30 protein-coding genes, 1 tRNA gene and 1 pseudogene are annotated in these 24512 nt (G+C 63.7%); 16 read left to right on the forward strand and 16 right to left on the reverse strand.

The features are described 5' to 3' along the window. Positions 1-151 precede the first annotated feature (151 nt). Together AC6I65_RS11285 and AC6I65_RS11290 are read left to right on the forward strand one after the other, a co-directional pair. Complete coding sequence (locus tag AC6I65_RS11285) at positions 152-1123, forward strand: phosphoadenosine phosphosulfate reductase family protein (protein WP_497901981.1); 972 nt, start codon at positions 152-154, stop codon at positions 1121-1123. 77 nt (positions 1124-1200) lie between these two features. Further along, positions 1201-1395 carry a cold-shock protein gene (locus AC6I65_RS11290; protein WP_179259303.1) on the forward strand — a complete coding sequence of 65 codons (195 nt, stop codon included), beginning with the start codon at positions 1201-1203 and terminating at the stop codon, positions 1393-1395. Between the two features lie 186 nt (positions 1396-1581). Here AC6I65_RS11290 and AC6I65_RS11295 read toward each other — a convergent pair whose 3' ends face one another. Both AC6I65_RS11295 and AC6I65_RS11300 read right to left on the reverse strand, forming a co-directional pair. Continuing rightward, on the reverse strand, positions 1582-1779 hold the full coding sequence (locus tag AC6I65_RS11295; RefSeq protein ID WP_497901982.1) for a DUF7333 family protein: 198 nt from the start codon (positions 1777-1779) through the stop codon (positions 1582-1584). A 92-nt stretch (positions 1780-1871) separates the two neighbouring features. Further along, positions 1872-2645, reverse strand: coding sequence for a hypothetical protein (locus AC6I65_RS11300; protein WP_497901983.1), 774 nt, complete (start codon positions 2643-2645; stop codon positions 1872-1874). Positions 2646-2801: 156 nt separating this feature from the next. Between AC6I65_RS11300 and AC6I65_RS11305 the strand changes: the two genes are divergently transcribed. Together AC6I65_RS11305 and AC6I65_RS11310 are read left to right on the forward strand one after the other, a co-directional pair. Beyond that, positions 2802-3185 (forward strand): PaaI family thioesterase, encoded by a 384-nt coding sequence (locus tag AC6I65_RS11305; protein WP_254156935.1) that lies wholly within the window; start codon positions 2802-2804, stop codon positions 3183-3185. Positions 3186-3267: 82 nt separating this feature from the next. Then, the gene (locus AC6I65_RS11310) at positions 3268-3798 is read left to right on the forward strand and encodes a hypothetical protein (RefSeq protein ID WP_497901984.1); all 531 of its coding nucleotides are present in this window, start codon (positions 3268-3270) and stop codon (positions 3796-3798) included. A gap of 36 nt (positions 3799-3834) precedes the next feature. Here the strand turns inward: AC6I65_RS11310 and AC6I65_RS11315 are convergent, their stop codons facing one another. Together AC6I65_RS11315 and AC6I65_RS11320 are read right to left on the reverse strand one after the other, a co-directional pair. After that, positions 3835-5610, reverse strand: coding sequence for a YcaO-like family protein (locus AC6I65_RS11315; protein WP_497901985.1), 1776 nt, complete (start codon positions 5608-5610; stop codon positions 3835-3837). 141 nt (positions 5611-5751) lie between these two features. After that, complete coding sequence (locus AC6I65_RS11320) at positions 5752-6447, reverse strand: ThuA domain-containing protein (RefSeq protein WP_497901986.1); 696 nt, start codon at positions 6445-6447, stop codon at positions 5752-5754. A 272-nt stretch (positions 6448-6719) separates the two neighbouring features. Here AC6I65_RS11320 and AC6I65_RS11325 point away from each other — a divergent pair, with 272 nt between their 5' ends. After that, a complete protein-coding gene (locus AC6I65_RS11325) occupies positions 6720-7832 on the forward strand; it encodes a Gfo/Idh/MocA family protein (protein ID WP_497901987.1) in 1113 nt (370 codons plus the stop codon). A 72-nt stretch (positions 7833-7904) separates the two neighbouring features. Continuing rightward, positions 7905-9233 (forward strand): hypothetical protein, encoded by a 1329-nt coding sequence (locus AC6I65_RS11330; protein WP_497901988.1) that lies wholly within the window; start codon positions 7905-7907, stop codon positions 9231-9233. A gap of 135 nt (positions 9234-9368) precedes the next feature. On the opposite strand, the gene psmB is transcribed toward AC6I65_RS11330, so the two are convergent. Together psmB and AC6I65_RS11340 are read right to left on the reverse strand one after the other, a co-directional pair. After that, positions 9369-10100 carry an archaeal proteasome endopeptidase complex subunit beta gene (gene psmB, locus AC6I65_RS11335; RefSeq protein ID WP_497901989.1) on the reverse strand — a complete coding sequence of 244 codons (732 nt, stop codon included), beginning with the start codon at positions 10098-10100 and terminating at the stop codon, positions 9369-9371. Between the two features lie 158 nt (positions 10101-10258). Continuing rightward, positions 10259-10435 carry a hypothetical protein gene (locus tag AC6I65_RS11340; protein WP_253436193.1) on the reverse strand — a complete coding sequence of 59 codons (177 nt, stop codon included), beginning with the start codon at positions 10433-10435 and terminating at the stop codon, positions 10259-10261. Between the two features lie 327 nt (positions 10436-10762). Here AC6I65_RS11340 and AC6I65_RS11345 point away from each other — a divergent pair, with 327 nt between their 5' ends. From AC6I65_RS11345 to AC6I65_RS11355, 3 genes are all read left to right on the forward strand, one after another. Further along, positions 10763-11119: a DUF555 domain-containing protein gene (locus AC6I65_RS11345; protein WP_497901990.1), complete on the forward strand. Its 357-nt coding sequence runs from the start codon at positions 10763-10765 to the stop codon at positions 11117-11119. A gap of 68 nt (positions 11120-11187) precedes the next feature. Beyond that, positions 11188-11727, forward strand: coding sequence for a CBS domain-containing protein (locus AC6I65_RS11350; protein WP_253436198.1), 540 nt, complete (start codon positions 11188-11190; stop codon positions 11725-11727). 108 nt (positions 11728-11835) lie between these two features. Further along, entirely contained in the window at positions 11836-12492 is a 657-nt protein-coding gene (locus tag AC6I65_RS11355) for an HAD family hydrolase (RefSeq protein WP_497901991.1), read from the forward strand. 18 nt (positions 12493-12510) lie between these two features. On the opposite strand, the gene AC6I65_RS11360 is transcribed toward AC6I65_RS11355, so the two are convergent. From AC6I65_RS11360 to AC6I65_RS11390, 7 genes are all read right to left on the reverse strand, one after another. Next, positions 12511-13209: an HAD family hydrolase gene (locus tag AC6I65_RS11360; RefSeq protein WP_497901992.1), complete on the reverse strand. Its 699-nt coding sequence runs from the start codon at positions 13207-13209 to the stop codon at positions 12511-12513. Next, positions 13206-13712, reverse strand: coding sequence for a double winged helix-containing putative transcriptional regulator (locus AC6I65_RS11365; RefSeq protein WP_497901993.1), 507 nt, complete (start codon positions 13710-13712; stop codon positions 13206-13208). The genes AC6I65_RS11360 and AC6I65_RS11365 overlap by 4 nt, the downstream gene beginning before the upstream one ends. A gap of 7 nt (positions 13713-13719) precedes the next feature. Next, positions 13720-14664, reverse strand: coding sequence for a methenyltetrahydromethanopterin cyclohydrolase (gene mch / locus AC6I65_RS11370; protein ID WP_497901994.1), 945 nt, complete (start codon positions 14662-14664; stop codon positions 13720-13722). Between the two features lie 65 nt (positions 14665-14729). Continuing rightward, positions 14730-15041: an MTH1187 family thiamine-binding protein gene (locus tag AC6I65_RS11375; RefSeq protein ID WP_497901995.1), complete on the reverse strand. Its 312-nt coding sequence runs from the start codon at positions 15039-15041 to the stop codon at positions 14730-14732. Between the two features lie 201 nt (positions 15042-15242). Next, complete coding sequence (locus AC6I65_RS11380; RefSeq protein WP_497901996.1) at positions 15243-15593, reverse strand: HalOD1 output domain-containing protein; 351 nt, start codon at positions 15591-15593, stop codon at positions 15243-15245. 306 nt (positions 15594-15899) lie between these two features. Further along, positions 15900-16739 carry a hypothetical protein gene (locus AC6I65_RS11385; RefSeq protein ID WP_497901997.1) on the reverse strand — a complete coding sequence of 280 codons (840 nt, stop codon included), beginning with the start codon at positions 16737-16739 and terminating at the stop codon, positions 15900-15902. 388 nt (positions 16740-17127) lie between these two features. After that, positions 17128-17212 (reverse strand) — tRNA-Leu (locus tag AC6I65_RS11390). Between the two features lie 148 nt (positions 17213-17360). On the opposite strand from AC6I65_RS11390, the gene AC6I65_RS11395 reads away from it, so the two are divergent. The 4 genes from AC6I65_RS11395 (at position 17361) to AC6I65_RS11410 (ending at position 21059) form a co-directional block, all read left to right on the forward strand. After that, positions 17361-17885 (forward strand): helix-turn-helix domain-containing protein, encoded by a 525-nt coding sequence (locus AC6I65_RS11395; RefSeq protein WP_497901998.1) that lies wholly within the window; start codon positions 17361-17363, stop codon positions 17883-17885. A gap of 85 nt (positions 17886-17970) precedes the next feature. Next, entirely contained in the window at positions 17971-19206 is a 1236-nt protein-coding gene (locus tag AC6I65_RS11400; RefSeq protein WP_497901999.1) for an alanyl-tRNA editing protein, read from the forward strand. A 101-nt stretch (positions 19207-19307) separates the two neighbouring features. Then, positions 19308-19577 carry a DUF7553 family protein gene (locus tag AC6I65_RS11405; protein ID WP_497902000.1) on the forward strand — a complete coding sequence of 90 codons (270 nt, stop codon included), beginning with the start codon at positions 19308-19310 and terminating at the stop codon, positions 19575-19577. A 249-nt stretch (positions 19578-19826) separates the two neighbouring features. Next, on the forward strand, positions 19827-21059 hold the full coding sequence (locus AC6I65_RS11410) for a mandelate racemase/muconate lactonizing enzyme family protein (protein ID WP_497902001.1): 1233 nt from the start codon (positions 19827-19829) through the stop codon (positions 21057-21059). 442 nt (positions 21060-21501) lie between these two features. On the opposite strand, the gene AC6I65_RS11415 is transcribed toward AC6I65_RS11410, so the two are convergent. Next, positions 21502-21663: a hypothetical protein gene (locus AC6I65_RS11415; protein ID WP_497902002.1), complete on the reverse strand. Its 162-nt coding sequence runs from the start codon at positions 21661-21663 to the stop codon at positions 21502-21504. A gap of 137 nt (positions 21664-21800) precedes the next feature. Between AC6I65_RS11415 and AC6I65_RS11420 the strand changes: the two genes are divergently transcribed. Both AC6I65_RS11420 and AC6I65_RS11425 read left to right on the forward strand, forming a co-directional pair. Then, complete coding sequence (locus AC6I65_RS11420) at positions 21801-21977, forward strand: protein translocase SEC61 complex subunit gamma (protein ID WP_253436227.1); 177 nt, start codon at positions 21801-21803, stop codon at positions 21975-21977. Further along, on the forward strand, positions 21977-22414 hold the full coding sequence (locus tag AC6I65_RS11425; protein WP_253436230.1) for a transcription elongation factor Spt5: 438 nt from the start codon (positions 21977-21979) through the stop codon (positions 22412-22414). The genes AC6I65_RS11420 and AC6I65_RS11425 overlap by 1 nt, the downstream gene beginning before the upstream one ends. Before the next feature lie 322 nt (positions 22415-22736). Here AC6I65_RS11425 and AC6I65_RS11430 read toward each other — a convergent pair whose 3' ends face one another. Beyond that, positions 22737-23030, reverse strand: coding sequence for a DUF7565 family protein (locus AC6I65_RS11430; RefSeq protein WP_254156956.1), 294 nt, complete (start codon positions 23028-23030; stop codon positions 22737-22739). Between the two features lie 171 nt (positions 23031-23201). Here AC6I65_RS11430 and AC6I65_RS11435 point away from each other — a divergent pair, with 171 nt between their 5' ends. Beyond that, positions 23202-23966 (forward strand): PHP-associated domain-containing protein, encoded by a 765-nt coding sequence (locus AC6I65_RS11435; protein WP_497902003.1) that lies wholly within the window; start codon positions 23202-23204, stop codon positions 23964-23966. Between the two features lie 113 nt (positions 23967-24079). On the opposite strand, the pseudogene AC6I65_RS11440 reads toward AC6I65_RS11435, so the two are convergent. Further along, positions 24080-24511: pseudogene (locus AC6I65_RS11440) on the reverse strand (Mut7-C RNAse domain-containing protein); the annotation flags it as partial. Between the last annotated feature and the right edge of the window lies 1 nt (position 24512).

Genomic DNA, 24512 nt, shown 5'->3' on the forward strand with positions numbered 1-24512 from the left:
CGTGTACGAGGGAATCGTCAGCGTCAATCGTACGACCGAGTGCGATCAGCAGTTTTTGCTAGCATTTCCCACGTGAAGACCGAACGGCGGCGACAGCACGTTCCGCCGGCGTAAGGACTTTAACCCTCGTAATTATATGTAATTACACCGTATGCCCGACGATTTCCCCACGTACGTCGACGTCGATTACGAGGACGGCACCGACGAGGACCCCGAAGACTACCCGCAGATCCAGGACAAAATCGAGAAGGCCATCGAGGTCACTCGACAGGGCCTCGAGCAGTACGAGAACCCGGCCGTGATGTGGACCGGCGGCAAGGACTCGACGCTCGTCCTGTACTTCGTCAAGGAGGTCGCGGACCGCTACGACCTCGAGGTACCTCCCGCGATTTTCATCGACCACTACCAGCACTTCGAGGCGATCCACGACTTCGTCGACCACTGGGCCGACGAGTGGGACCTCGAGGTCATCTACGCGCGAAACCAGGACATTGGCAATTACGTCGAGGAGAACGACCTCGAGCCGGGCGACGACATTCCCGTCGACGAACTGTCCGAGCACAATCGCCATCACGTCGAGAACATCTTAGAGTACGAGGAGGACACGTTCCCGTTCCTGCTCGACACCTACGCCGGGAACCACCTGCTGAAGACGGTCGCGCTCAACGACGCGCTCGAGGAGTACGACATCGACGGCATCCTCTCGGGCGTCCGCTGGGACGAACAGGAGGCCCGCGCCGACGAGACGTTCTTCTCGCCGCGCCACGATCCGGACATCTATCCACCCCACGACCGCGTTCAGCCCATTCTCCAGTTCGACGAGGCGGCCGTCTGGGAGGCCTTCTGGAACTTCGTCGTCCCGGACACCGTCGAGGCGTTCCCGGACGAGGGCTACGTCCCGCAAAGTGCCGACGACCTGCCAAACGACCTCGAGCCTAGCGATACCCCCGTCTCGCCGAAGTACTGGGAAGGCTTCCGCTCGCTCGGGAGCGAGATCAGCACCGAGAAGACTGAGGACGACCCCGCCTGGCTCCAGGACCTCGAGGGAACGACCGAACGCGCTGGCCGCGCCCAGGACAAGGAGGACCTGATGGAGCGGTTGCGAGACCTCGGCTACATGTAGGACAGGGCGGGAGCGACCGTCGTGGTACCGCGACCCTCGCAAGGGTTATCCGTGTCCCGGGTGAACGTTTGTTTGCAATGGCAAACGGAAAGGTTGATTTCTTCAACGACACAGGCGGCTACGGTTTCATTTCGACGGACGACGCGGACGATGACGTATTCTTCCACATGGAAGACGTCGGCGGCCCGGACCTCGAAGAAGGCACAGACATCGAATTCGACATCGAACAGGCCCCCAAAGGCCCCCGCGCGACGAACGTCGTCCGCAACTAAGTTCTGACGCCGGGCCGTCGTCACCGACCGCCCGGACGATTACTTCGTTTACGATACGCTCCTAGCGAGCGCACGCTCCGTTTCGAGCGGTCCATTGGTAGGAAGCGACGGCTCACGAAAGGCGTCGTTACGACTCGAGACTCATCCTCGAGACCCGCACTATACGCTCGAAAACGAGTGCCTCGATCAGCGCGTCGCCCGGTATTCCCCGTGTTTGACGCCGATCGCGAGCATGATCGCGCCGAAGAAGGCCATCGACGGCAGGACCATCGTCAGGATCGTTCCGGTCGTCATACCCGGCATCATCGTGAGGGCTACGGTCCCGACGGCGATGATCGCGACAAACGCACCGACGGTCTTGACGAGGTCGAACTCGAGTGCCATGTGCGGACGTCGGTTCCGAAGATTCCTAAGAATACCGAAACGACGCGCCCGTTTCCGTCGGTTGCCGGAGTTGCTGGACGGCGAGCAGTCGATTACTCGCCCGACGGCCGGACGACGTTCGCCAGCGAGACCATCGTCCCGAGGAACCAGCCCATCGGGAACGAGAACCCGAGCCACATGGCCGCGTAGGCCGCGCCCTCGAGCTGGTAGTTCTCGCGCAGGTACTGGTTGAGGTCCCCGACGACGAAGACGGTGTCGAGGAGCCACACGGCGAGGTCGTAGCTGGGTTCGAGGACGTACGGCTCGAGCGAGGGGGTGACGAGCGCGGCGACGACTGGAGGCAAGAACAGGGCAGTCATCGCGAAGGGGTAGGCGAGGATCACCGAGAGTGCCCGTCCGCCGAACTTCGAGCAGGCGGCGGCGAGCGCGGTCGAGATCGTCGCGACGCCGCTCGCTGCGGCGACGGCGTAGACGGCGTCGAGCGGGACGTCGACTTGCTCCATGTACGACATCGCACCCCAGGCGATGGTCAGTAGGCCCCAGCCGAGGAGGGCGACGGCGGTGACGCCGACGATGCCGAATCGCGTTCGCGTCGAGTCGAGTTTCGCCGCGTAGTAGCGGGTCGCGAGGCCGATTACGGTGAACGGATACACCAGAAGCAAACCGAGGGCGCCGACGAAACTCCAGAGATAGTAGCCCACTTTCTGTGGGAGCGATTCCGGTTTCCACTTACCCATGACGGAGTGACCCCGGCCGCGTTGGCGGGGGAAGACGAGCTCCATCCACGCTCCGTGGAGCCGTGCCAGGTCGACTTTCACCGCGGCGACGAATCCGCCATCGCCACGGGAGTGTGCGCGCGTAGACATACCCAATCCAAAATACTGTGATACCGTAAGTTTTCCTCCTCGAGACCGTCTCGATTTCGTGATCGTTTCGCGATCGTCTCGAAAGCGGTTCGTGACAGTCTCGACCGTCACGCGAGACCCCCATCGTTTATGCGCCGTCCCGAACCATCCTCGAGTATGGACATCGAGTCTTTCTTCGAGGAGATGCCGTTCGCCGACCTGCTGGGCGTCGAGGTCACCGAAGCCGCAGACGGCCACGCCGAAGGCCGCCTCGAGATGCGCGAGGAACTGTCCTGGAACGCCGATCGGCTGATGGCCCATGGCGGGGTGACGTTCACCCTGGCGGACACCGTCGGCGGGGCGGCGCTCGTCTCGGAGGTCGACCAGCCGGTGCCGACGATCGACATGCGCATCGACTACCTCTCGGCAGGCACCGGCGACCTCTACGCCGAGGCCGACGTCGTCCGCTGTGGCGGGGACGTCGGCGTCGTCGACGTCGAGGTCTACAGCGAAGATGACACGCTGATCGCGGACGCTCGAGGCGTGTACAAGACCGGGTGACGCTCGAGGCGTGTACAAGACCGGGTGACACTCGAGGCGACGAATCAGCACGCTTAGGAGAGTCCACTCCCTAGCTAGCGGTGTGAACCGTCGGAACGTCCTCCAGGCGATCGGTGTCGGCGCGAGCGTCGGACTCGCCGGCTGTTTTCAGGGTCTCGGTGAGTTCTTCACGGGCGGTGGAATCCAGCCGAACGTGCCGATACAGCTCTTCAGCGAGGCCGAACGTTCGTACAACGTCGCGATCGAAGCCCAGGAAGTCGAGACCGGACGCAAGACGCACGACGATGGAATCAACATGATTCCGGGCGAGCGGGCCGTCACCGGCCGTATCGAACGAAGCCCACAGCAGTTTCGCGTCACCCGGTACGGACGCGACGGCGCGGAAGGGGGTCCAGGCGAGGACCTCGTCGAGACCGGCCAAATTACGGAGGAAACCCAGCTCGTGAGCATCCGAATTTACGACGATGCCCTCGAACTCGAGATCATCGAGGACGAAGACGAAGCCGAGGCCGAGCAGGAGGAACTCGAGGAGGAGGCGAACGACTCGAGCGAGAATACGTCGGGCTCGGGCGAGAGTACGACCGAATCGGACGGTAACTCGACGGACGACTGATCGTTCGACCGGCGCCGCCGAAACGCCGAGACCGACCTACGGATAGGGGTGAAACGCCCGATCGAGCCGCGGCTCGAACCCCAGGTCGTTGGGGACCGTCTTGGCTCGAGGCGCGAAGTACGGCTCGCTCGTAAACAGCGGCTGGGCTTCGGGGACGACGACGCGCACGGCCTCGAACCCGATTCGCTCGACGTCTCTCGTCGTGAATCGGGCGGCGTACGGCGTCAGTCCGGCGTCGGTCACGCGCTCGAGGAGCGCCTCGAGTCTCGCCGCACCAGTCGGTACGGGTTCCGGACCGACGGACGATGTTGAGACTCGCTGGGCGTCGCTCACGTCGACGAACTCCCTGGCCCGGTCGGGAAACGATCCGTACTTGCCGATGGCGCCGCTCGCGTTTTCGGCCTCCTCCGGTCCCATCCCTCGAAGTTCCATCCAGTTCTGGAGGGCCTCCTCGAGCGCGCTCGTCGCGGCAGCGCCGGCGTCGAGTCCGGCGGCGGAGCCGACGGCGAAGTGGGGCCACGGGTCCGCGTACTCCTCGGTGGGAGTCTCCGAGTCTCGGTGAACGGCGACCGCGACCACGGGGACGTCCACGTCTTGCGAGCAAAGCAGCGCGGTCGTCTCGAGTCCCTCGCTCCTCGCCCGCCTGGCGAGCGTCTCGTAGGCCTCGGTCTCGGCATCGACCTCGAGGGCCAGCGGTTCGAACGTGGAGTACCACGCGAGCATCGTGGCGTCGCGCTCGACGACCTCCGTCAGCCCGGAGCGGAGCGCGTCGACCGTCGACGATCCGAGGCCGAGTCCGGTCGTGATCGACGGCACCAGCGAGTCACCGGGCTGGGGAAACTGGACCGCCGCCGCCGGGAGGTGGACGGACTCGCCGCTCTCGAGGTCGATGCCCTCGACCCATCGGCAGTCCTCGCCGGGGTCGTACTCGGGGGCCGACTCCGGTCGAACGAGGTCGGTCGGTGAGACGGCGTCCTCGAGGCCGGCTTCGCTAGCGTGAACGAAGTCCGCATCGCGATAAGTTCCCGCGCAGTATCGTTCGAGGCCTTCTCCGACGGCCTTCATCAGCGCCGCGTTCCAGTCGACGGCGACGCCGGCGGCCTGGGTCGGCGCGCTCGCGTCGCTGTAGGCCGTCGTGTCGGCCACCGTCGCGAGGTAGTAAGGAGCCGGGAACGACTCGAGTTCGCCGATCGATTCGACGATCCCGACTCGCTCGTCGATGGCGAGTTCGGCCCGGTCGACGGCCGCCTCGAGGTCCAGGGACTCGTCGTCCTCGAGATCCAGGGACCGATCCCGATCCGACGGCTCGCACGCACAACCGGGAACGGGAAGCACCTGTCGCCTGGCGTGGGGAACCTCGCGAACCTGCCCGATGATCGTCGGTTCCTCCCCGCTGAACAGCCGAATGCACTCCCGGCCGGCGATGGCCCCCGCGAGCCTGGCCGCGCTCCGGTTCGCGCGGGGGCGGCCGTCGCCGACGTCCTCGTCCTCGAACGTCGACTCGACGCGCGCCTCGAGACACGAGAAGCAGGCCGTGTCGGCAGAGAACCCCGAGATTGCGGCGTCGACTGCCTTGAGCGGGTGACCCCCGACGCCGCCGACTTCGACGGCGATCCAGGGCGTGTTTCCCTCGCGAGCGGCCGCGTTCGCGCGCTCGAAGGTCTCGGCGCCGACGACGTCGCTCACGACGGCGAATCGAGCGTCGCTCAGATCGTCGGGGGTCGCGTCGACGGCCGATACCGAGTCCACGTCGTCGAACGCGGCGACGACGGCCGCGCGAACGGGGTCGTCACCGACTACGTGTACGTCCATACGCGAGCGTCTCGCGCCGGCGGCAAAAACGCGCCGCTCGAGCTCGAGGTGGAGATCAGGTACGAACTCGAGAACACGATTCAGGCGAACTCGAGACTGTGGCCGCGTCAGAGAAGGCTCCAGGCCAGGACGAACGCAGACTCAGTCTCGCTCACCGAACGTCCACGAGGCGCCCTCGTTCGGCGTGGCCCACTCGACGGCGTTTCGGATCACCCGCTGCACGTCTTCCTTCTCGTAGATCGGGATCGTCTCGTGGCCGGGCCGGAAGTAGAAGATGCGGCCGCTCCCGCGACGATAGCAACAGCCACTTCGGAACACTTCACCACCCTCGAACCAGCTCGTGAAGACCAGGCGGTCGGGTTCGGGGACATCGAAGGGTTCGCCGTACATCTCCGTCTCGGGGAGTTCGATATTCTCGTCGAGGCCGTCTGCAATCGGGTGACCAGGGTCGACGACCCACAGGCGTTCTAGGCCGTCGTCCTCGCGCCACTGGAGGCTACAGCTGGTCCCCATGAGCCGCTTGAAGATCTTCGAGTAGTGGCCCGAGTGCAACACGAGCAGGCCCATCCCCTCGAGGACGCGCTCCTGGACTCGGTCGACGATTTCGTCTTCGACCTCGTCGTGGGCCGTGTGTCCCCACCAGAGCAGGACGTCGGTTTCCTCGAGCACGTCCGAGGTGAGTCCGTGTTCGGGTTCGTCGAGCGTCGCCGTGGTCACCTCGTGGTCGCCCTCGAGGAAGTCGGCGATGGTCGCGTGGATTCCGTCGGGGTAGACGGCGGCGACCTCGTCGTTCTCCCGTTCGTGTCGATACTCGTTCCAGATCGTGACAGTGGCCATCGTGAAGCGGTTCGACATCGAGAGTGAAAGCGTGGGCGGTCCCGGCGGTGGCTGACGGGGCCGTAAGCTGGCACTAGCAGTAGGGACGCTGACATTTGTCGGCCCACCGACAAGAATTCGAACTCAACTGGTACGAATATATAGGTGACCTGGGTCACAACCCTTATTTTGATTGCCACCCCGGGTTTCTCTATGGGAGCGTTCTTTCGCATTCGTTTTCAGATGAAATCGGGCATTACCCGAACACGAGCCGGTAAATCGGGGGTTACTCGATGACCGGCGTCGGCACCGGAATCGGCGTCGGGATCGTTGGCCTCGGTGGGATGGGGCAACTCCACGCCTCGAACATGCGCCAGGAGGGCGCCAATATCGTCGCCGGTGTCGATCTGATTGCAGAACAGCGCGAACGGTTCGGTGCCGAATTCGGCGCCGAAACGTACGACTCTCACGACGCCATGCTCGAGGACGAGCGCGTCGAGGTGGTCGTCGTCACGACGCCAAACAAGTTCCACGAGCCGATCGCGGTGGCCGCGCTCGAGGCCGGTCGCCACGTGCTGGTCGAGAAGCCACTCGGGCACACTCTCGAGAGCGCCGAGCGTCTCGCCGAGGCGGCCGAACGGGCGGACGGAATCTGTATGGTGGGCTTTCACAACCGCCACGCCGCGTCGGCCGCGATGTTCGACGCGTACAAGGCTCAAGGCCGATTCGGCCGTCTAACCCACGTTGAAGCCAACTACATCCGTCGGCGCGGCGTTCCCGGCCCCGGTTCCTGGTTCACGAACCCCGACCTCGCTGGGGGCGGTGCGTTACTGGACATCGGCGTCCACGCTATCGACCTCGCGCTCTACATGCTCGACTTCCCGGACGTACTCGAGGTCTCCGGCACGGCCCGGAGCACGTTCGGAACCCAGAAGGAGTACGCCGATCCCGACGGCTTTGGCAACAACTGGGACGCGCAGTCAGAGGCCTACGAGGTCGACGATTCCGTCAGCGCGTTTATCCGCTGTGCCGACGGGCGAACGATCACCCTCGAGGCTGGCTGGGCGACGAACCGCGACCCCAGCCAGGAGTTCCACGTCCGGGGGAGCAACGCCGGCGCACGGTTCGAAATCGGCGATTCGGATCTCGAGTTGCTCGAGGCGGGCACCGCGGGCTGTGACCACTACGCGGACACCCAGCTCACCGGCGACGCGTCGGTAACCGGCCACTACGAACAGGATCGCGTCTTCCTCGAGACGGTCGCCGCGGGAGAGGAAGCGACGGTCAACACGGTCGACGAGGCCCTGGCCGTTCAGCGGGTCATCGACGCGATCTATCGCTCGAGCGAGACGGGGCGCGCAATTCGCCTCGAGGACACGCCCAGGGCGACCCGTCGGATGGACTAACTCAGGTTGGCCCGACGCTCGTATCATTTAGAAATACTTTTCGCCCTGTATTCAGGAGTGGAGCGTATCGTAATGAATGATGCTGGCCGAAGACGGTTGTTGCAATCACTGGCCCTCGGTGGAGTCACCGCGGTCGCGGGGTGTCTGACGTCCGATTCTCGAGACAGTGACGACGACGCGAACAACGAACGCTCGAATTCGACCGTTGACACCGACGGCGTCGATGACGAGTCCGAAACCGACGACCAGTCCAACACCGACGACGAGGCCGAGGAGACCTATGAAGCACGTGACGAACCGCTCTTTCGCCAGTGGACGCCGGCGGTGGATGCCTACGATTACGATGGGACTCCAGGATTCCTCGAGATCGACGTCCAGGCCGCCTACGACATGTCTGCCACGGCCTCGAGCGTCGACCGAGCCGAACTCGAGAAGGCCGTCGAAGCGTACAGCGCACTCGGCATCTCGAGTGAAGAGTTGGACCGGTACCTCAATCTAAACGTGGGTGAGATTCTTTACGGTTCGTTCGATCCGAGTGGCGTCACCGACGCCATCGAAACAGCAGGGTACGCCGACGCGAGCAGCCACGGAGCGTACGAAGTGTACGACGGCGTCTCCATCCAGGACGGCGACAGGGTACTGCTGGAGGACTCGGCCGTTGCCGTCGGTCCGTCCACCCTCGTTGCCGCGCCCACAGCGGGGCCGATCGACGAGAACGCTGTGGATTCGTCGACGTTGTCGGTTGGGTCGCTCCTGGAAACGGGAGGGGCGTCAGGCGCCACACTTCCCGAGACGCACGACGACGTCGGCACGCTCCTGGAGGTGCTCGAGGAAGCGATCGTCCCGAGCGGGGAAAGTTCGTATTTATTTTGTCTCGCTACTGACAGTACCGGGCGACCATCGTACGAACCGGGTGGGTTCATCGTTTCCTGGTCGTTTGGGGCCGAACGCACGGAGCTATCGACCGCCTGGATATACGATGATCTGGAAACGCTCCACGAAGAGCGCCCACGCTCCCATATCGAATCGTGGCTTCCACTCGAGTACTACAACGAGACGTCGGTGTGGACGACCGACCGCGTGGCCGTCTACGAGGGGTGGATCGAGACGACGGCGTTCAACTATTTCGAACCGCCGGCGGACGTGATGCGCCATACCCGACCACAGGCGGGCCTCAGCCTGAACGAGAAGGACGGTGAGGCCGTGATTACGGTCACCGCGATCGAACACCTCGACGGTCTGCGGATCAGTCGAAACGGGGAGACGGTTCGAACCGACGACGATCCCTCGGTCGGCGCAACCTACACGATCTCGACCGACGCGGAAGACCGGATCGTCGTCGTCGGTGTGAACGGCAGGATGGAGGCGATCTTGCTCGAGCAAGTTGTCAAGGGGTACTGAGTCGCTATCGGCTTTGGGTTACGGATCGATCGACACGACCACTCGAAAAGACGCCCAGCACACCTCAGGAAAGACGCGACGCTCAATACTCACAGAGGACGGGAAAATGGGTTCGCTCGCTCAGACCTCGCCCACTCAGATGACTTCTTCGAAGTCGTTGTGGCCGTGGATCTCGACGCCGTCTTCGGTAATCTCACAGAGGAAGACGCCGTTGCCGGAGCCAGTGTCGCGCTCGGCGGCGGACTTGATACTCCGGGCGGCGATGGTCATCGCCTCGTCGTTCGAAAGGCCCTCCTCGTAGGCCTGCTCGAGGTGGCCGTAGGCGAGTTGCATGCCGGAGCCGGTGACGGTGTAGTCGTCTTCCATGACGCCGCCGGCGGGGTCGATGCTGTAGACGTGGCTCCCTTCCGCGTCGACGCCGCCCAGGATGGGGTGGATGGCGAAGAACGGGCCGCCGCGGGCGAAGTTGCCCGCGAGAGTGGCGAGCGCGTCGATGCTCATCTCGTCGCCGCGTCGGGCGCTGTAGAGGTTGACCTCGGCGCGGAGGCTCTTGATGAACGACTGGGCGCCGCCGACGCTGCCGACCATCGTGAGCGCGCCGGTCGGGTGGATCTGCTCGACCTTCTGGACGTTCTTGTTCGAGACGAAGCGACCGCCGAGGCTCGCGCGCATGTCGGTCGCGATGACGACGCCGTCGGCCGTCGTGATGCCGATCGTCGTGGTCCCCGTCTTGTTCACGTTGTCCAGTTCGGCCTGCGAGAGGCCGTTCTGGGGGAGCGAGCCGAGTTCCGGCTCGTACGGCGAGGGCTCGTTCGCCAGCTGGTCGACGGTGCGAGAGAACTCGGAGTCGTGGGATGGCGTTCGCATTATCCGCATGTTACGGCCGACAGGGTATAAAACATCGGCGGTCACCGCGCTTCGTTCCGGTTTCGCCGCGTCGCGTAACGCGGAGGCTCGAGGTCGGGTCGTTCACGACGGCTCGAGGTTCGAGGTTCGAGGTATGGAAGGGCAGAAACGGTGTACGTTCAGGGCTCCGGCTGGGCGTTCTCGTAGGCCTCACCGACGGTGGCGAGCATCTTGTGGATCGGGATCGAGATCCCGGCCTGGCGGGCGGCGACCGCGAGCGGCATCATGACGATACCGACTGCGATGCACAGTTGATACAGTGCGAACAGGGACGCGTAGTACACGCGGGATATCATCGGCGTTCGGTCGATGGTCAGATCAGGTGTATATATAAGCCTTGTTGCCCCGACAGCGAGTTGATGATTAATCAGGGAGGATTGAAGTCGCCGCCGTATTGCGGTTCAAGTACAGTTGTGGAAAGAGAAACTGGACCCGCGTTTCCGCTCGAGGGATGGGTATCCAGACGCCAATACACCGGGGCAATTTCCATAACTTATGGCCAACGTAGGCCAACCGTGCGCGGTGATCGGCCGTACGAGCACTCGGCTCCAAGGTCGGTTTCGGCAACGAATGGAGCGCGGCCAAACCGCAAAGCAGGAAACCCCGGGGCCCGACCAATGGGTATGGCCAACTATCTCGTCGCAATGGAAGCCGCGTGGCTCGTTCGCGACGTCGAGGCGATTGACGACGCAATCGGCGTCGCCGTCAGCGAAGCCGGAAAGCGACTCAACAGCGAGAATATGGAGTACGTCGAGGTCGAGGTCGGCGCGACGGGCTGTCCCGCCTGCGGCGAACCGTTCGACTCGGCGTTCATCGCGGCCGAAACCGCGCTCGTCGGGCTCGCCCTCGAGATGGACGTCTTCAACGCCGACAGCGAGGAGCACGCCTCCCGGATCGCGAAGAGCGAGATCGGCGGGGCGCTTCGGGACGTGCCACTGTCGGTCGTCGAAATCTTCGAACTCGACGAAGACGACGACTGATCCCAACGGCGGATTCTCGAGACCGTCCCACCCAAACACATTTCTATAACCCGCGGTTATGTGCCGGTATGGACCTGCCGACGCCGACGGACCTCAGACAGCGCCGGAACGAACTGGAACTCACCCAGAGCGAACTGGCTAACCGGGCCGACGTCTCCCAGCCACTGATCGCCCGCATCGAGGGCGGCGACGTCGACCCGCGACTCTCGACCCTGCGTCGGATCGTCAACGCTCTCGAGGACGCCGAGGGCGACATCATCCGTGCGGACGACCTCATGCACGAAGACGTGGTCAGCGTCGCCCCCGACGATCCGGTCAGCGAGGCCGCCCACCAGATGGAACGGGAGGCGTACTCGCAACTGGCGGTCATCCAGGACGGAATTCCGGTGGGGTCGATCAGCCAGACGGAACTGGTACACCTGGACGAGGAGGACCGTAACGAACCCGTGGCCGAACACATGGCCGAGAGCTTCCCGACGGTCTCGAAGGATGCGACCCTCGACGAGATTAGCAACCTCCTCGAGCACTACAAGGCCGTCATGATCACCGAGGCGGGCCAGACCGTCGGCATCATCACCGAGGCGGATTTGGCGGCGCGGCTGTCCTGATCGTTGTCTTTACCGACTTAACTCTCCGGTGTCTCTCCCGGTTCGTCTCTCCGGACATTGTACGCACGAACCGAAACGACCTTTTCGAATCGCTCTCCTCGTCTCGCCATGACGACGACCGTCTACTTCGACCTCGACGGCACGCTCCTCGAGTACACGACGCCGTTCGACGAGTTGCTCGCCGGCGTCCTCCCCGAGGACCCGTCCCCGGAACTGGCCGAATTCTTCTCCGATCGGGTGCTCGAGGGCATTACCGGGATCGAACCCGATCCCTACGAGCAGGCGTTCGAAGCGGTCTACGAACGCTACGGGATTTCGGGGGATCCGCCGTCGCTCGCCGCTGAGTACGTCGCCCTCGAAGCAGCGTCGATGACCATTAACCCCGCGGTTCGCCGCCTCCTCGAGACCGTCGCCGACCGACATCGGACGGGCATTCTCACCAACGGGGATGGACCCATGCAGTGGCGCAAGATCGAGGAGCACGGCCTCGACGAGATCGTCGACGAGGTCATCGTCTCGAACGACTTGGGCGCCCGAAAGCCCGACCCCGCCATTTTCGAGGAAGCGAAGGCGCGCCTGCCAGCGGACGTGTACCTCTACATCGGAGATACGTACGAACACGACATCGTCCCGGCCCAAGAGCAGGGGTTCGAGACGGTGTACGTCGGTGACGAGGAGCGACCCGACGCGTCGGTCGCTGCCAGGGGGACGGACGCCCTCGCCGCCATGCTCCTTCCGCTACTGGAGACCGGCGACGATCGGTAATTGCTGGGCCAGACGTCGTTACGACTCGAGCCAGGGTGGCTGCTCGAGATTCGCCAGCGACTCGAGCGTGTAGTCCGGGCAGGGCGTCGGCTCCGCGGGAGCGTCTGGCTCCGGGGGCACCCAAACTGACCGAATCCCGGCCGCTCGAGCACCCGCGACGTCGCTCGAGAGGGAGTTCCCGACGTACACCGCGCGATCCGGATCCGTCTCGAGGGTCTCGAGCGCCCGTCCGAACGGCTCCGGGTCGGGCTTCGGCGCCGTGTCGTAGCCCGCGAAGACCGTCGTCTCGAACGCGTCGGTGAGGCCGACGGCGGCGAGTTTCTCACGTTGCATTTTGGGGTCGCCGTCGGTCACGAGGCCGAGTCGGTACTCCTCGCTCAGCGTCTCGATGACGTCGGGAACGCCCGAAAGCGGATCGACCGCTCGCTGGTCGCGCTCGGCGGCGAACGCCTCCGCGACGGCGACACCGACGTCCCGCTCGAAGTCCGCTTCGACCGCCAGGTCGCCGAAGCACCGTTCACGCAGGTCAGCGACGCTCGAGCTATCTTCCAGGTAGTCGTCGTACCGGTCGTGGTACGCCGACGGCTCGAAGAGTGGGTCGACGCCGGCGCGCTCGAACGCTCGCTCGAGGACGGCCGCCGGCGACCGGCGGTAGCGACAGAGGGTGTCGTCCAGGTCGAACAGTACGGCGTCGACGGGCGTCGTGGGCGCGGTCATTCGTTCCCTCTCCCTACGTCTCGAGCGTACCCCTCGGACGTTCGCTCGGCAAGGTCGAACAGGACCGCCCACTCGAGCAGTCGCCGGACGCGCTCGCCCCAGATTTCCTGCAGCCGGGTTCGGTGTTTGTGTTGTTCGTAGGCCGGGATTTCGTCGCGGAACGTCTCGAAGACGGCGTCGACCGAGAGCAGTCCGTCGGTGGTCTCGAGAATCCCGAGGACGGCGGGCACGCCGTAAACGCGCTCGCGGAACGCCTCGCGGAGGTGGTCGGGGTCGGGGTCGACCCGTTCGCGGTAGAACCCGGCCTGTCCCTCTCGAGCGAGTTCGAGCGCCCGGAGGAAGGTTAGCCAGGTCCGGGCCTCGTCTCGCGGGCCGATTCCCGTCTCGCGCATGATCCGGGCGCAGCAGTCGTCCTCGGTGCCGGGAACGAGGGGAACGGCTTGCTGGACAGTTTCAACGTACGCGAGGTCCTCGGGCGCCTCGGGGACGAGTTTGAACTGCATACGGACCTCAGCGGTCGGCGTCGAGGCCGAAGGAGTCGACCAGGACGTCCTCGTCCGTCTCGCCGTAGACGTACGTCGGGCCGCCGAGGACGTCCACGGTCACCTTCGCCGGGCCGAACAGGTCGGCCGACGTCTCCTTGAACGACCAGTCTCGATCCTCGAAGATGTCGGCGAACGGCGTGCCGTACTCCTCGCGCGCGCTCGAGACGACCGCGTCGAAGGCGTCGAAGTCCTCGCGGACCACGAGGTGGGCCGTCCCGCCGTAGGCGACGGCGTCGTTCGTCCGGCCGATGGCCGCCTGCTCGTCGTCGGCGACCGGCGGCACCGGCGCGCGCCCGGTCGCGGAGACGACGTCGAGCGGATCGTAGCCGAGTTCGACGAGGTTGAACGTCGCGTGCTCTGCCACGCGGGCCGCGTTCGTGACGCTCCCGACGACGCTGGCAGTGGGGTAGGCCAGCAGGAAGACGCCGCTGGTCTCGACGCCCGTGAGGGCGGCCACCTGCTCGGAAGCGGCCTCCGTCGGTTGCTCGTCGGTCTCGAGGGCGAGCGCCGTCAGGTCGAAGGCGTCGGTGTAGCCGATGCGGCGGAACTCCGTCTCCTCGGCGACGAGTGCGCGGGCTGGACCGCTCCCCAGTGCCTCGAAGTCCTCGGTCGCGAGTTCCCAGCTCGCTTTCTGTGAACAGAGTAACGCCAGTCCGGGCTGGTCCGTCGAGAGTTCGACGTGCGGGATGGGCGCGCCGCCAATCTCCGTGAGGTCGCGACTCGGGGTCGCGAGTCCAGCCGTCTGGATCTCCGTACACAGCAGTCCCGCTTCGATACCGCCGTCGAACTCGAGGCCGAAGTCGAGCACCGTCGTCTCGTTCTCGAGTTCGTACGCGCCCACGTTCAGCTCCTCGGTGAACTCGAGGGCCTCGTCGACGAGTTCGATGGCCATCCGGTTGAGACTCTCCATGGCTCGGGCTACTCGCTCCGCCTTCAAACCGTTTGTTAGTTGTGGCCAGGGGCGATTACTCGCGACTACTCACGACTTCTCGCCGGACGCTCGAGGTGGGACTCGACAGCGTCGACCTTCGCCGCCGCCGACTCGTCGCTTGTCCGCTTGTCGTCGATCTTGAGGAAGGTACTGACGCGGTCGCCGTCGACGGCCTCGTGGGCCGCTTGCGCCGCGGCGAACAGCTCGCCGACGTCTTCGGCCTCGATGGTCGTTCCCATCGGACCAGTTTCGTACTCGACGTCGTAGTCCTCGAGCGCGTCGATGGCGTTCGCGACCGCTTCGGACATGCTGTCTTCGACGACCGGTGCCGTGCTCAGAAAGCCGATGACCGTCATGGTCGATCCGATACCGAGCGAATAGAAATACCTGTCCGTTGGGCGGGGTTGTGAATAGCCCAATGTGGAGACCAGTGTCTCGATGACGAGTTCGACGATACTGAGGTCGACGAAAATCGAGAATGCAACGCTCGAGTAGCCCGGGGCGGTACCGATACGGGTGGTATGGCTGACGCTGGACGCCACTACCAGTGTCGGTCGTCAGCGAAGCGGTGACTGGCCGCTGCCAGTCGGCGGGTAGACGAAGATATCGCCGTTGGCGAAGACGTACACTTCGTGCTCGAGCGCGCTGAAGCACACGTGGCCGTCGAGTCGTCGTCCGCCGTCGTTCTTCGGGCTGAACAGTCGCTCGAGGGCGTCGGGGTCGATGCTGTCGTACAGCGAGAACTCGCCCTGGGAGACGTCGACGTTCGCGATGCTCGAGAGGGCGTGTACGATCGTCGTCGTCAACGTCGCCGTGCCGTCGGGGTCGTAGCGAAAGACGTACCGGCCGTTCGCCTGGTCGTAATTCGAGTCGTTCGTGCTGTCTGGGGGAGGGATTTCAGTTTGCATATCGGTACAAAGGGCTACGCAGTTTTCCAGGTGTCCGTACCGGGTCCGGACACAAAAGTCAATCGGCCCGAGAAACGGTTCGGCGGCCTGTATTGCTCTCGAGAGACACCGTCAACACCTCGTGACGGTTTCCTGGGTCGACCGGAAAACTACGATCGTTCAGATCAGACGCGCGCTCGTCAACACAGTGTATGCTTGAGCGTGGTGCCGAGAGACCATCCTCATGGGTTCGATCTAACCATCGAATTGGTTGTCACCTACCAGAGGAAACCCGTGTCTGGCCATTCACCAGATCCAACAACAATGTCACCTGGAAGTGGTTACTGTGTCACACTTCTCGACTTTCTGCTGGCTGGCAGCCTCATCGGTCTCGCCACCGACAGCGACAGGACCACCACTCGCACTATACGTGAACGTATACGAAGCTATCTTGCCGGACGAATGGAAGATTCCGATCTCTCCATTCCGTTCTGTGCCGTCACAAGCACCGTCAGGTGCGCCATCCACAAACGCAAAGGGGCGATATATTGTTTCGAACGGAACAGTCTCGCCCGGGCCAACAACGAGATCTGTCCTCGATGGATTGAGCGGCCGGCTACGACCAGCGCCAACGACACCTGGTCCTAGTTCGAAAGAACCGCGATCAAACGACTCACTCTGGAGATCGACAGTCGGGTTTGGAACGTTCCCATACATTCCGACAAACCGGACCAGAAGAGGAGCGGTGCCTGTATTGTGAATATCGAAGGAAGCCCTTCCGTCTGATTGCACCTCAATATTTTGTGCGACTCCATGGACTGGTTCCCAAACCCACTGACTAACCCAACCGTCAGAGGTTTTGGCTTCCACGTAGAGGTCTTTCGAAATATACGACGCTAGTCTGTCAGGGAACACGACATCAAACCGAACGCTATCAGAAGGGTGACTGATAGTTTGATATTGCTCATCAGCGGTTCGGTCGACCAGTACGGCCTTCTCGACCGTAGCCTCGTCTTGGAATCTTACCACTAGCTCTGTTCGCTCGTAGCTATAGCTCTGGAAGACGTCTGAACTGTTTTGGTTGTTACCTGTTGACGATAACCCTGTACAGCCACTTGCCAGTGATAGTCCACTGGCAATGATAGCAGCAAATTCCCTCCTCTTCATGATTCCATTAATATTTAAGGAGTGATATCTCCATCGGCCAAGAGGGGGAAATATCTAGATCGATCCCCGTATCTCGCTTTCTCACTGGCGGGTAAATCAATAGACACCGAAATCAGGCTTCGGCTAGCGAGCCTACGAAACACAATACTTGCGTTAACGTTCACAGATTGTACGGAGTACGGATACCAGCCGCCCGTAGACGGCGCTCGCGCTCGACGGACAAATGGCTCACCGGCAACCCCTACGGGACAGCGCTGTCGCTCGAGTAAGTGGTTCGTCGGAAAGGATTATGCGTGGGTGATGTCCGCGAAGGGAAATCACCTGCATCGTCTCGTTCGGCGGCGTTGCCGCCTCACGTTTCGCGGTCGTGATACGACCGCGCATGCGATGCGTGGGACCGGATTTGAACCGGCGGACCCCTACGGGACAGCGCCCTCAACGCTGCGCCGTTGGCCTAGCTTGGCTACCCACGCTCGCGGCGTCTTTCTGCACTTTCCGATATCCAACGGGCATATAAAAGCCCTTTCTTTTGCCGCGGACTCTGGGGGGCCGTCACACAGAAACCGGTAATCGACGGGCAGTGAACGGTGCCTTGAAATGTCGGACCGGCCAATGGTAGTCATGGCAAAATACTCGACCGGCTCGTCGTCCGGCGGCGGCGGGACGAACTGCGAGCTCTGTGGCGCCGAAAGCGACTCGCTGCGTCGAGCGACCGTTGCCGGCGCCGACCTCGAGGTCTGCCCGAACTGTGCCCCCCACAGCGACGAGCAAAAGCAGCGTAGTCGTCGATCGGGGGGCTCCGGCTCCAGCGGCTCGCGATCCCAGGACGAACCCAACCGCAAGAAGAAGGCCGCCCAGAACGTCGCCCGCGCGAACCCGATCTGGGACGGCGACTCCGAACACTGGGAGAAAGAAGGGACAAACTACGACGACGACCCGCTGCCGTACCTCGTCTCCGGCTACGGTGAACGCGTCGAGGCGGCCCGCCAGGAGGCCGGACTGAAGCGCGAAGAACTCGCCGAGGAACTCGGCTGTCGCGAATCCGATCTGCTGGCCGTCGAACAGGGACGAGCGACCCAGGCCGGCGTCGGCGGCGGGCTCATCACGGCTCTCGAATCGTATCTCGAGGTCGAACTCGCCGAATAGTGCCCATACTCGCACCAATTCGTTCCGCAGATCCAGAGACGCCCCGGCGAGCAGACTTTTATCGGAGGCCGACGGAGTGCCACCAATGAGCGGTCAACGGGCAGCGGCCGAGCCCTACACAACGCGATTCGAAACCGAGGTGACGGCAGTCGACGGGAGGCGCGTCTGGCTCGAGACGACGTACTTCTACGCCGAGGGCGGCGGCCAGCCAGCCGACCGCGGGCGGATCGGCGACGTCCCCGTCGAGGACGTCCAGATCGTCGACGGCGAGCACGTCCACGTCCTCGCGGACCCACCGTCGTTCAAGGCCGGCCACCGCGTCATGTGCTCGATCGACTGGTCGTTCCGAATGTACTGCATGCGCGCACACACCGCCAGCCACGTCCTTTACGGTGCCGGACGGCGCCTCCTCGAGGACCTCGGCTACGGCGGGTTCGACATCGGCGAGGAGAAGATCCGCGTCGACCTCGAGACGACGACCGAACTCGACGACGACGTCCTGATCGAACTCGACGACCTGGTCAACCGGGCAGTCTGGGAATCCCGGCCGGTCTCCTGGGAGGATGTACAGGTCGCGGACGCGCGCGAACGCGATGAGATTGCGTTCAACGAAGCCACGGAGGAAGGCGCCTTCTCCAGGGGGCAGGTCCGCGTCGTCACGATCGGCTCGAAAGACGACAACGGCCGGACGACCAATGGCTCGAGCAACCCCTGGGACGTCGCGGCCTGTGGTGGAACTCACGTTCGAAACACCCGGGAAATCGGGCCCGTCACGGTCCTCGACCGGTCGAACCCCGGAGAGGGACTCACGCGCGTCGAGTTCGCCGTCGGCCCGCGAGCGATCGAACGTCGAGCAGCCGAAAAGCGAGCGGCGTTCGCGGCGAAGCGGACGCTGGGGGCGGACGTCACCTCGATATCGGACGCCCTCGAGGAGACCGTCGAGCGCCAGGATACCCTCGAGGCCGACAAGCGAACACTCGAGGCCGAACTCGTCGAACGAGCGCTCGAGGCGGCCGATCACGTCGAACGGGACGGCGAGAGGTGGCTCGTGACGAGCGTCGACGGACTCGAGCCTGAAGCGCTCGGGGACGCCGTTCGCGAAGCGCCAGACTCGCACGCGGACGTCCTCGCCGTCGTCGGCGAAACCGACTACCCCTTCGTCGTGATCCGAAGCGACGAGGCCGTCGATGCGGGAGCGCTGGTCGACGACCTGACGGTCGAGTTCGGCGGCGGTGGCGGCGGTTCATCGTCGTTCGCTCAGGCCGGCGGCTTCGATTGTTCCGCTGATGCCATCCTCGAGGCGCTCGTGGACGGACACTAGGGCAGCGTCGCGTGCTCGAGTGGGTGCTCCGACGGTGGCTCTCGTATTCTCGTCCGGAAGTGGGGGAATCGATTATAGTCTCGGCCGAAAAATGTCCTGGTATGACTCGCACGGAACTCGCGGCTGCCAGCGACACCCTTCGGGAGGCCGCTACCGTGGCAGCCTCCGATCTGGCGACTCGACTCGACGAGCAGGCCGAGACGGTGGCCGACCTGGCCGACCGAGCAACTGGCCCGGACCACGGTCGCCTCGCTCGACTCGAGCACTCCCTGCGTGATATTCAGCGCGAAGCGGACGAGGACGTGGCTCACCGAATCAACACCGCGCTCGAGGAAATTCGGGCCTATCGAGCGACCGTCGAGGGGGTCTAACTCCACGTCACTACATTCGATCCGGTACCGACGAGCGGTCGCGGGCTGACGTCGACGAACCATTCGGGTGTTCAAGATCAAACCCGAATTCCGACCCGCTCGACCGGCGCACTCGAGAAAGTGCGCTTGCAAGGAAAGGGGGGTACTCCTTTTCTGCCCCGCAGATTCCATAACTATAGGCGCATTCTCTCGGCTCTTGCGGACAGGATAAGTGTAAGGTTTTACTACTATGCGAGTCAATGGTGGCGCATGGGTATCGATTACTCGCAGCTACACGATCCGAACGCGGAGTATACGATGCGAGAACTGTCGGCGGAGACGATGGGCCTCGCGGCGAAACGCGGCGGCGGCCGGGACGTCGAGATCACCGACATTCAGACGACGATGGTCGACGGGAACTTCCCGTGGACGCTCGTCCGCGTATACACCGACGCGGGCATCGTCGGCACCGGCGAGGCCTACTGGGGCGCTGGCGTCAGTGAACTCGTCGAGCGGATGAAACCCTTCCTGCAGGGCGAGAACCCGCTCGACATCGACCGGCTCACCGAGCACATGGTCCAGAAGATGTCCGGCGAGGGATCACTCGCGGGCGTGACGGTCACGGCGATTTCGGGCATCGAGATCGCTCTCCACGACCTCGTTGGAAAGATCCTCGAGGTGCCGGCCTACCAGCTGCTGGGCGGGAAGTACCGCGACGAGATGCGGGTCTACTGCGACTGCCACACCGAGGAGGAAGCCGATCCGATCGCCTGTGCCGACGAGGCCGAACGCGTCGTCGACGAACTCGGCTACGACGCGCTGAAGTTCGACCTGGACGTGCCCTCGGGCCACGAGAAGGATCGGGCGAACCGCCACCTGCGCGACGTCGAAATCGAGCACAAGGCGAGCATCGTCGAGGCCGTCACTGAGGCCGTCGGCCACAAGGCCGACGTCGCCTTCGACTGTCACTGGACGTTCTCCGCCGGTAGCGCGAAGCGACTGGCCAGGCGCCTCGAGGAGTACAGCGTCTGGTGGCTCGAGGACCCCGTCCCGCCGGAGAATCACGACGTTCAGCGCGAGGTCAGCCAGTCGACGACGACGCCGATCACAGTGGGGGAGAACGTCTACCGGAAGCACGGTCAGCGTCGCCTCCTCGAGGGGCAGGCCGTCGACATCATCGCGCCCGACCTGCCGAAAGTCGGCGGGATGCGCGAGACGCGCAAGATCGCGGACCTGGCGGACATGTACTACGTCCCCGTCGCGATGCACAACGTCGCCTCTCCGGTCGCGACGATGGCCGCGGCGCACGTCGGTGCGGCCATCCCGAACTCGCTGGCCGTCGAGTACCACAGCTACGAACTCGGCTGGTGGGACGACCTCGTCGAGGAGACGGTGATCGAGGAGGGCTACATCGATATCCCCGAAGAGCCGGGACTTGGCGTCACCCTCGACCTGGACGCCGTCGAGGAGCACCTGGTCGATGGTGCGGAGTTGTTTGACTGAGCGTAGCGAAGTCAAACTCGAAAATCAGAGATTTTCATTGTTCGACAAAGCGTGAGCTTTGTCGTGCCCGTGAGCTGTGCTCAGAGGTGTTCGACGAAGCATGAGCTTCGTCGTGCTTGCTGAGCTGTGCTCAGCGGTGTTTGACCGGGCGCGCAGGTGTCGTCGATCTCACCAGGCACACGCAGCGTCGTTCGTCCGATTCGGCGGTCGAGTTCCACCGGGACTCGAGCCTGCTTCGACTCCTCGACGCTCGACGTTTATACTATAGATTATATAGTATTGAGTTCGAAGCGACCGTCTCTCGAGAGACCGCGGCTCATGGTGGGGGAGCTGGCCCTGTCAGGTTCGCACCTGTTCGAGGTTTGGAGGTTCGCACGCTCGAAGGTTTGAAAGCTTGTAGGCTCGAGCGGGCAATAGGAGTGCACGACCGTCGCCTCAGCCGTCAGGACTCGTCGTCCGCTCGACGCGGCGCACTCTGCTTGCCGAGGTCGCCTCCCTCGTCGACGTCGTCCGGATCGCGATCGATTCGCTCGAGTTCGTCCTCGATCTCTGCCTCTCGTTCGGCCTTGTACTCGTCGGATCGGTCGGTATCGTCTTCGGCCATACGTGAAGTGCGCAGTCCAGGGTCAGGAAAGCGCGGCCGTCATCTGCAACGTGGGTGTGCTCCAGTGGGTACAGACCAGCGATTGACCCCCGGAAGAGAAAGACAGATAAAAGGCCCCGCATTGTGAACACACAGATATGGACGTTCCCTACGATCTCACCTCGTACGTGCGGGTACTGAAGATGGCGACGACCCCCACGCGGGAGGAATTCGTGCAAGTGTCGAAGATCGCCGGGGCGGGAATCCTGCTCGTCGGCCTGCTCGGATTCCTCATCGGCGTGGTCATGCTGTTCCTCACCGGTGGGGGCTTCTGATGCCGATCTACGCTGTCAAGACGACGGCCAGCCAGGAACAGACCGTCGCCGACATGATCATCAACCGCGAGGAACCGGACGTACACGCCGCGCTCGCCCCTGACTCGTTGACCTCCTACGTGATGGTCGAGTCCGACGGCCACGCCGTTCTCGAGCGGATCCTGGAGGACATCCCTCACGCTCGAACGGTCATCCCGGGCGAGTCAGACATCTCGGAGGTCGAGCACTTCCTCTCGCCCAAGCCGGACGTCGAGGGGATCGCCGAAGGCGACATCGTCGAACTCATCGCCGGGCCGTTCAAGGGCGAGAAGGCGCAGGTTCAGCGCATCGATGAGGGTAAGGACCAGGTGACTGTCGAGTTGTACGAGGCGACGGTCCCGATTCCGGTGACGGTGCGGGGCGATCAGATTCGCGTCCTCGACTCCGACGAGCGATAGCGAGTCGGTTCGCTCGGCGGGAGCGAAGCGAGCGCCGAGGGAGTTTTAGACTAAATTTTGCGAGGAGTGGTAGCCAATGCAGAGCGAGGCTACCCGACGACGGAAAATTTAGGTGCGCGACGGTGCCGATTCCGGTGACGGTTCGCGGGGACCAGATTCGCGTCCTCGATTCCGACGAGCGATAGCGTTCGGCGTTTTTTCTGGGACAGTCGAGTTTGGTCCCTCCGACTCGAGGCTCTCCTGTCAAATTCAACGACTCGTGAGCAGGTGGCGTTCATCCGATTCGGTGGCGCTCGAGGCTTTGGGGCCGTTCGAAGGACACCTAGCTCTCGAGGTGGTCGGCTAGCCGTTGCTGATCGACGACCTCGTCGATTTCCTCGAGGAGGCCCTCCCGCTGGCGTACGTCCTCAGCGCCGGCGCCGTAGGCGCGGACGTACTCCGCGCGGCTGTGTTCGGAGAAGACGTGGCGGATCGCCAGGTAGCCGTCGGGGACGATGGTTCCACAGACGCCACACTCGAGCCGTTCGTGGGCGGTCACCTGGTGGGCGATGGCCGACTCGACGTCCTCGAACACCGAGCCACAGTCGTCGATCCCACATTCCCAGGCCGTATCCATTCAATCGTGATACTTGGGCCGGTCATAAAGGTTCTTTCGGCAATAGTTCGCTCTGCGAGCGGGGCATCGCGAGACGATCGGTGGTGACGAGGGGAAAACGCGTCTCCGGCAGTGATTCCGGGGAGCCGATAAATCAGAATTCATAACTCCTCGGTTGGCGTACCACGAATCGTGAGCGACGGAGAGCAGGTCCGGGTCGACCTCCACGTGAAGGTGTTGAACGAGCGGGTAATCGAGAACGCCCGTCGGGCGGGAATCGGCGTACTCGTCTACGCCCCCCACTTCACTCGCCTCCCCGAGATTCGAGAACGGGCGAGCACGTACAGTACCGACGACGTGACCGTCGTGCCCGCACGGGAGGTGTTCACTGGTTCCTGGAACGACCGAAAGCACGTCCTCGCGATCGGCCTCGAAGAGCCCGTTCCCGATTTCATCACCCTCGAGGGGGCGATGGCGGAATTCGAACGACAGGGAGCCGCGGTGCTGGCGCCACATCCCGAGTACCTAACGGTGTCGCTGACGGAAGGCGACATCCGGTGCTTTCAGAACGGTATCGACGCCGTCGAAATCTTCAATCCGAAACATCTGCCCACGCACAACCGTCGAGCGAGTGACCTGGCCGACCGTCTCGACCTCGCCCCGTTTACCTCGTCGTACGCCCACCTCTCGAGTTCAGTCGGCGCAGCCTACGTCGCGTTCGAGCGGACGATTGAATCCGAGACCGACCTCGTCTCGGCGCTCAAAGCCGACGCGCCCCGACGGGTCGTCTACGCCAACGGCCTCCGGCGCTGGCGGACGACGGCGGCCGAACTGGCCCACCTCGCGTACGAGAACACGTGGAAGAAGGTCGATCGGCTGTACCTCTCCGGTACGGAGCCGACCCACCCGAATCACGTCTTCTACGACGGGCGGTTCGACGACGCCTCAGTCTACTGATCGCTGCCGCGTTCGTCGTCCGCGGGGTCGCTCTGGTCACCCATAGGGCCGATTTCGTCACCCGCACGATCGTTTTCGTCGCCCTCGAGGCCGCGTTCGCCCGCCGGTTCCCTGCTTCGCACCGCCTCGAGCGTTCGCCGAACCCGATCCCAGTGGCTCCCTTTCCAGAAGTGCTGGCCACAGTTACGACAGGCCCACACCGGCACATCGCTCGAGTCGGGTGCGTACGACGGCGTGTCGGTCGTTCCCGCTTCGGACACGCGCTCGAGCGGGCCGTTACACCGTCCACATCGGCGCGGTTCGTCGGGGAGCGACAGGTCGATACCGCGGCCCTGGAGGGTTCGCAGTTGCTCGTCCGTATCGCGTGACTCGAGCAGGATGGCACGTTCGCTTCGGCCGGCCAGGTTGACGTCTCGCGTGACGATCGTTCGATCTTCATCGGTCGCGACGTCGAGAAGCCGATCGTCCGCCTCGAGGTCGCGGTCGCCAGCGTACAGCGTGTCGTGGCCGCACATCCGGCAGTAAACGACGATGCCGCCGCACATG

The organism is Natronosalvus sp. KLKA75 (assembly GCF_059736265.1).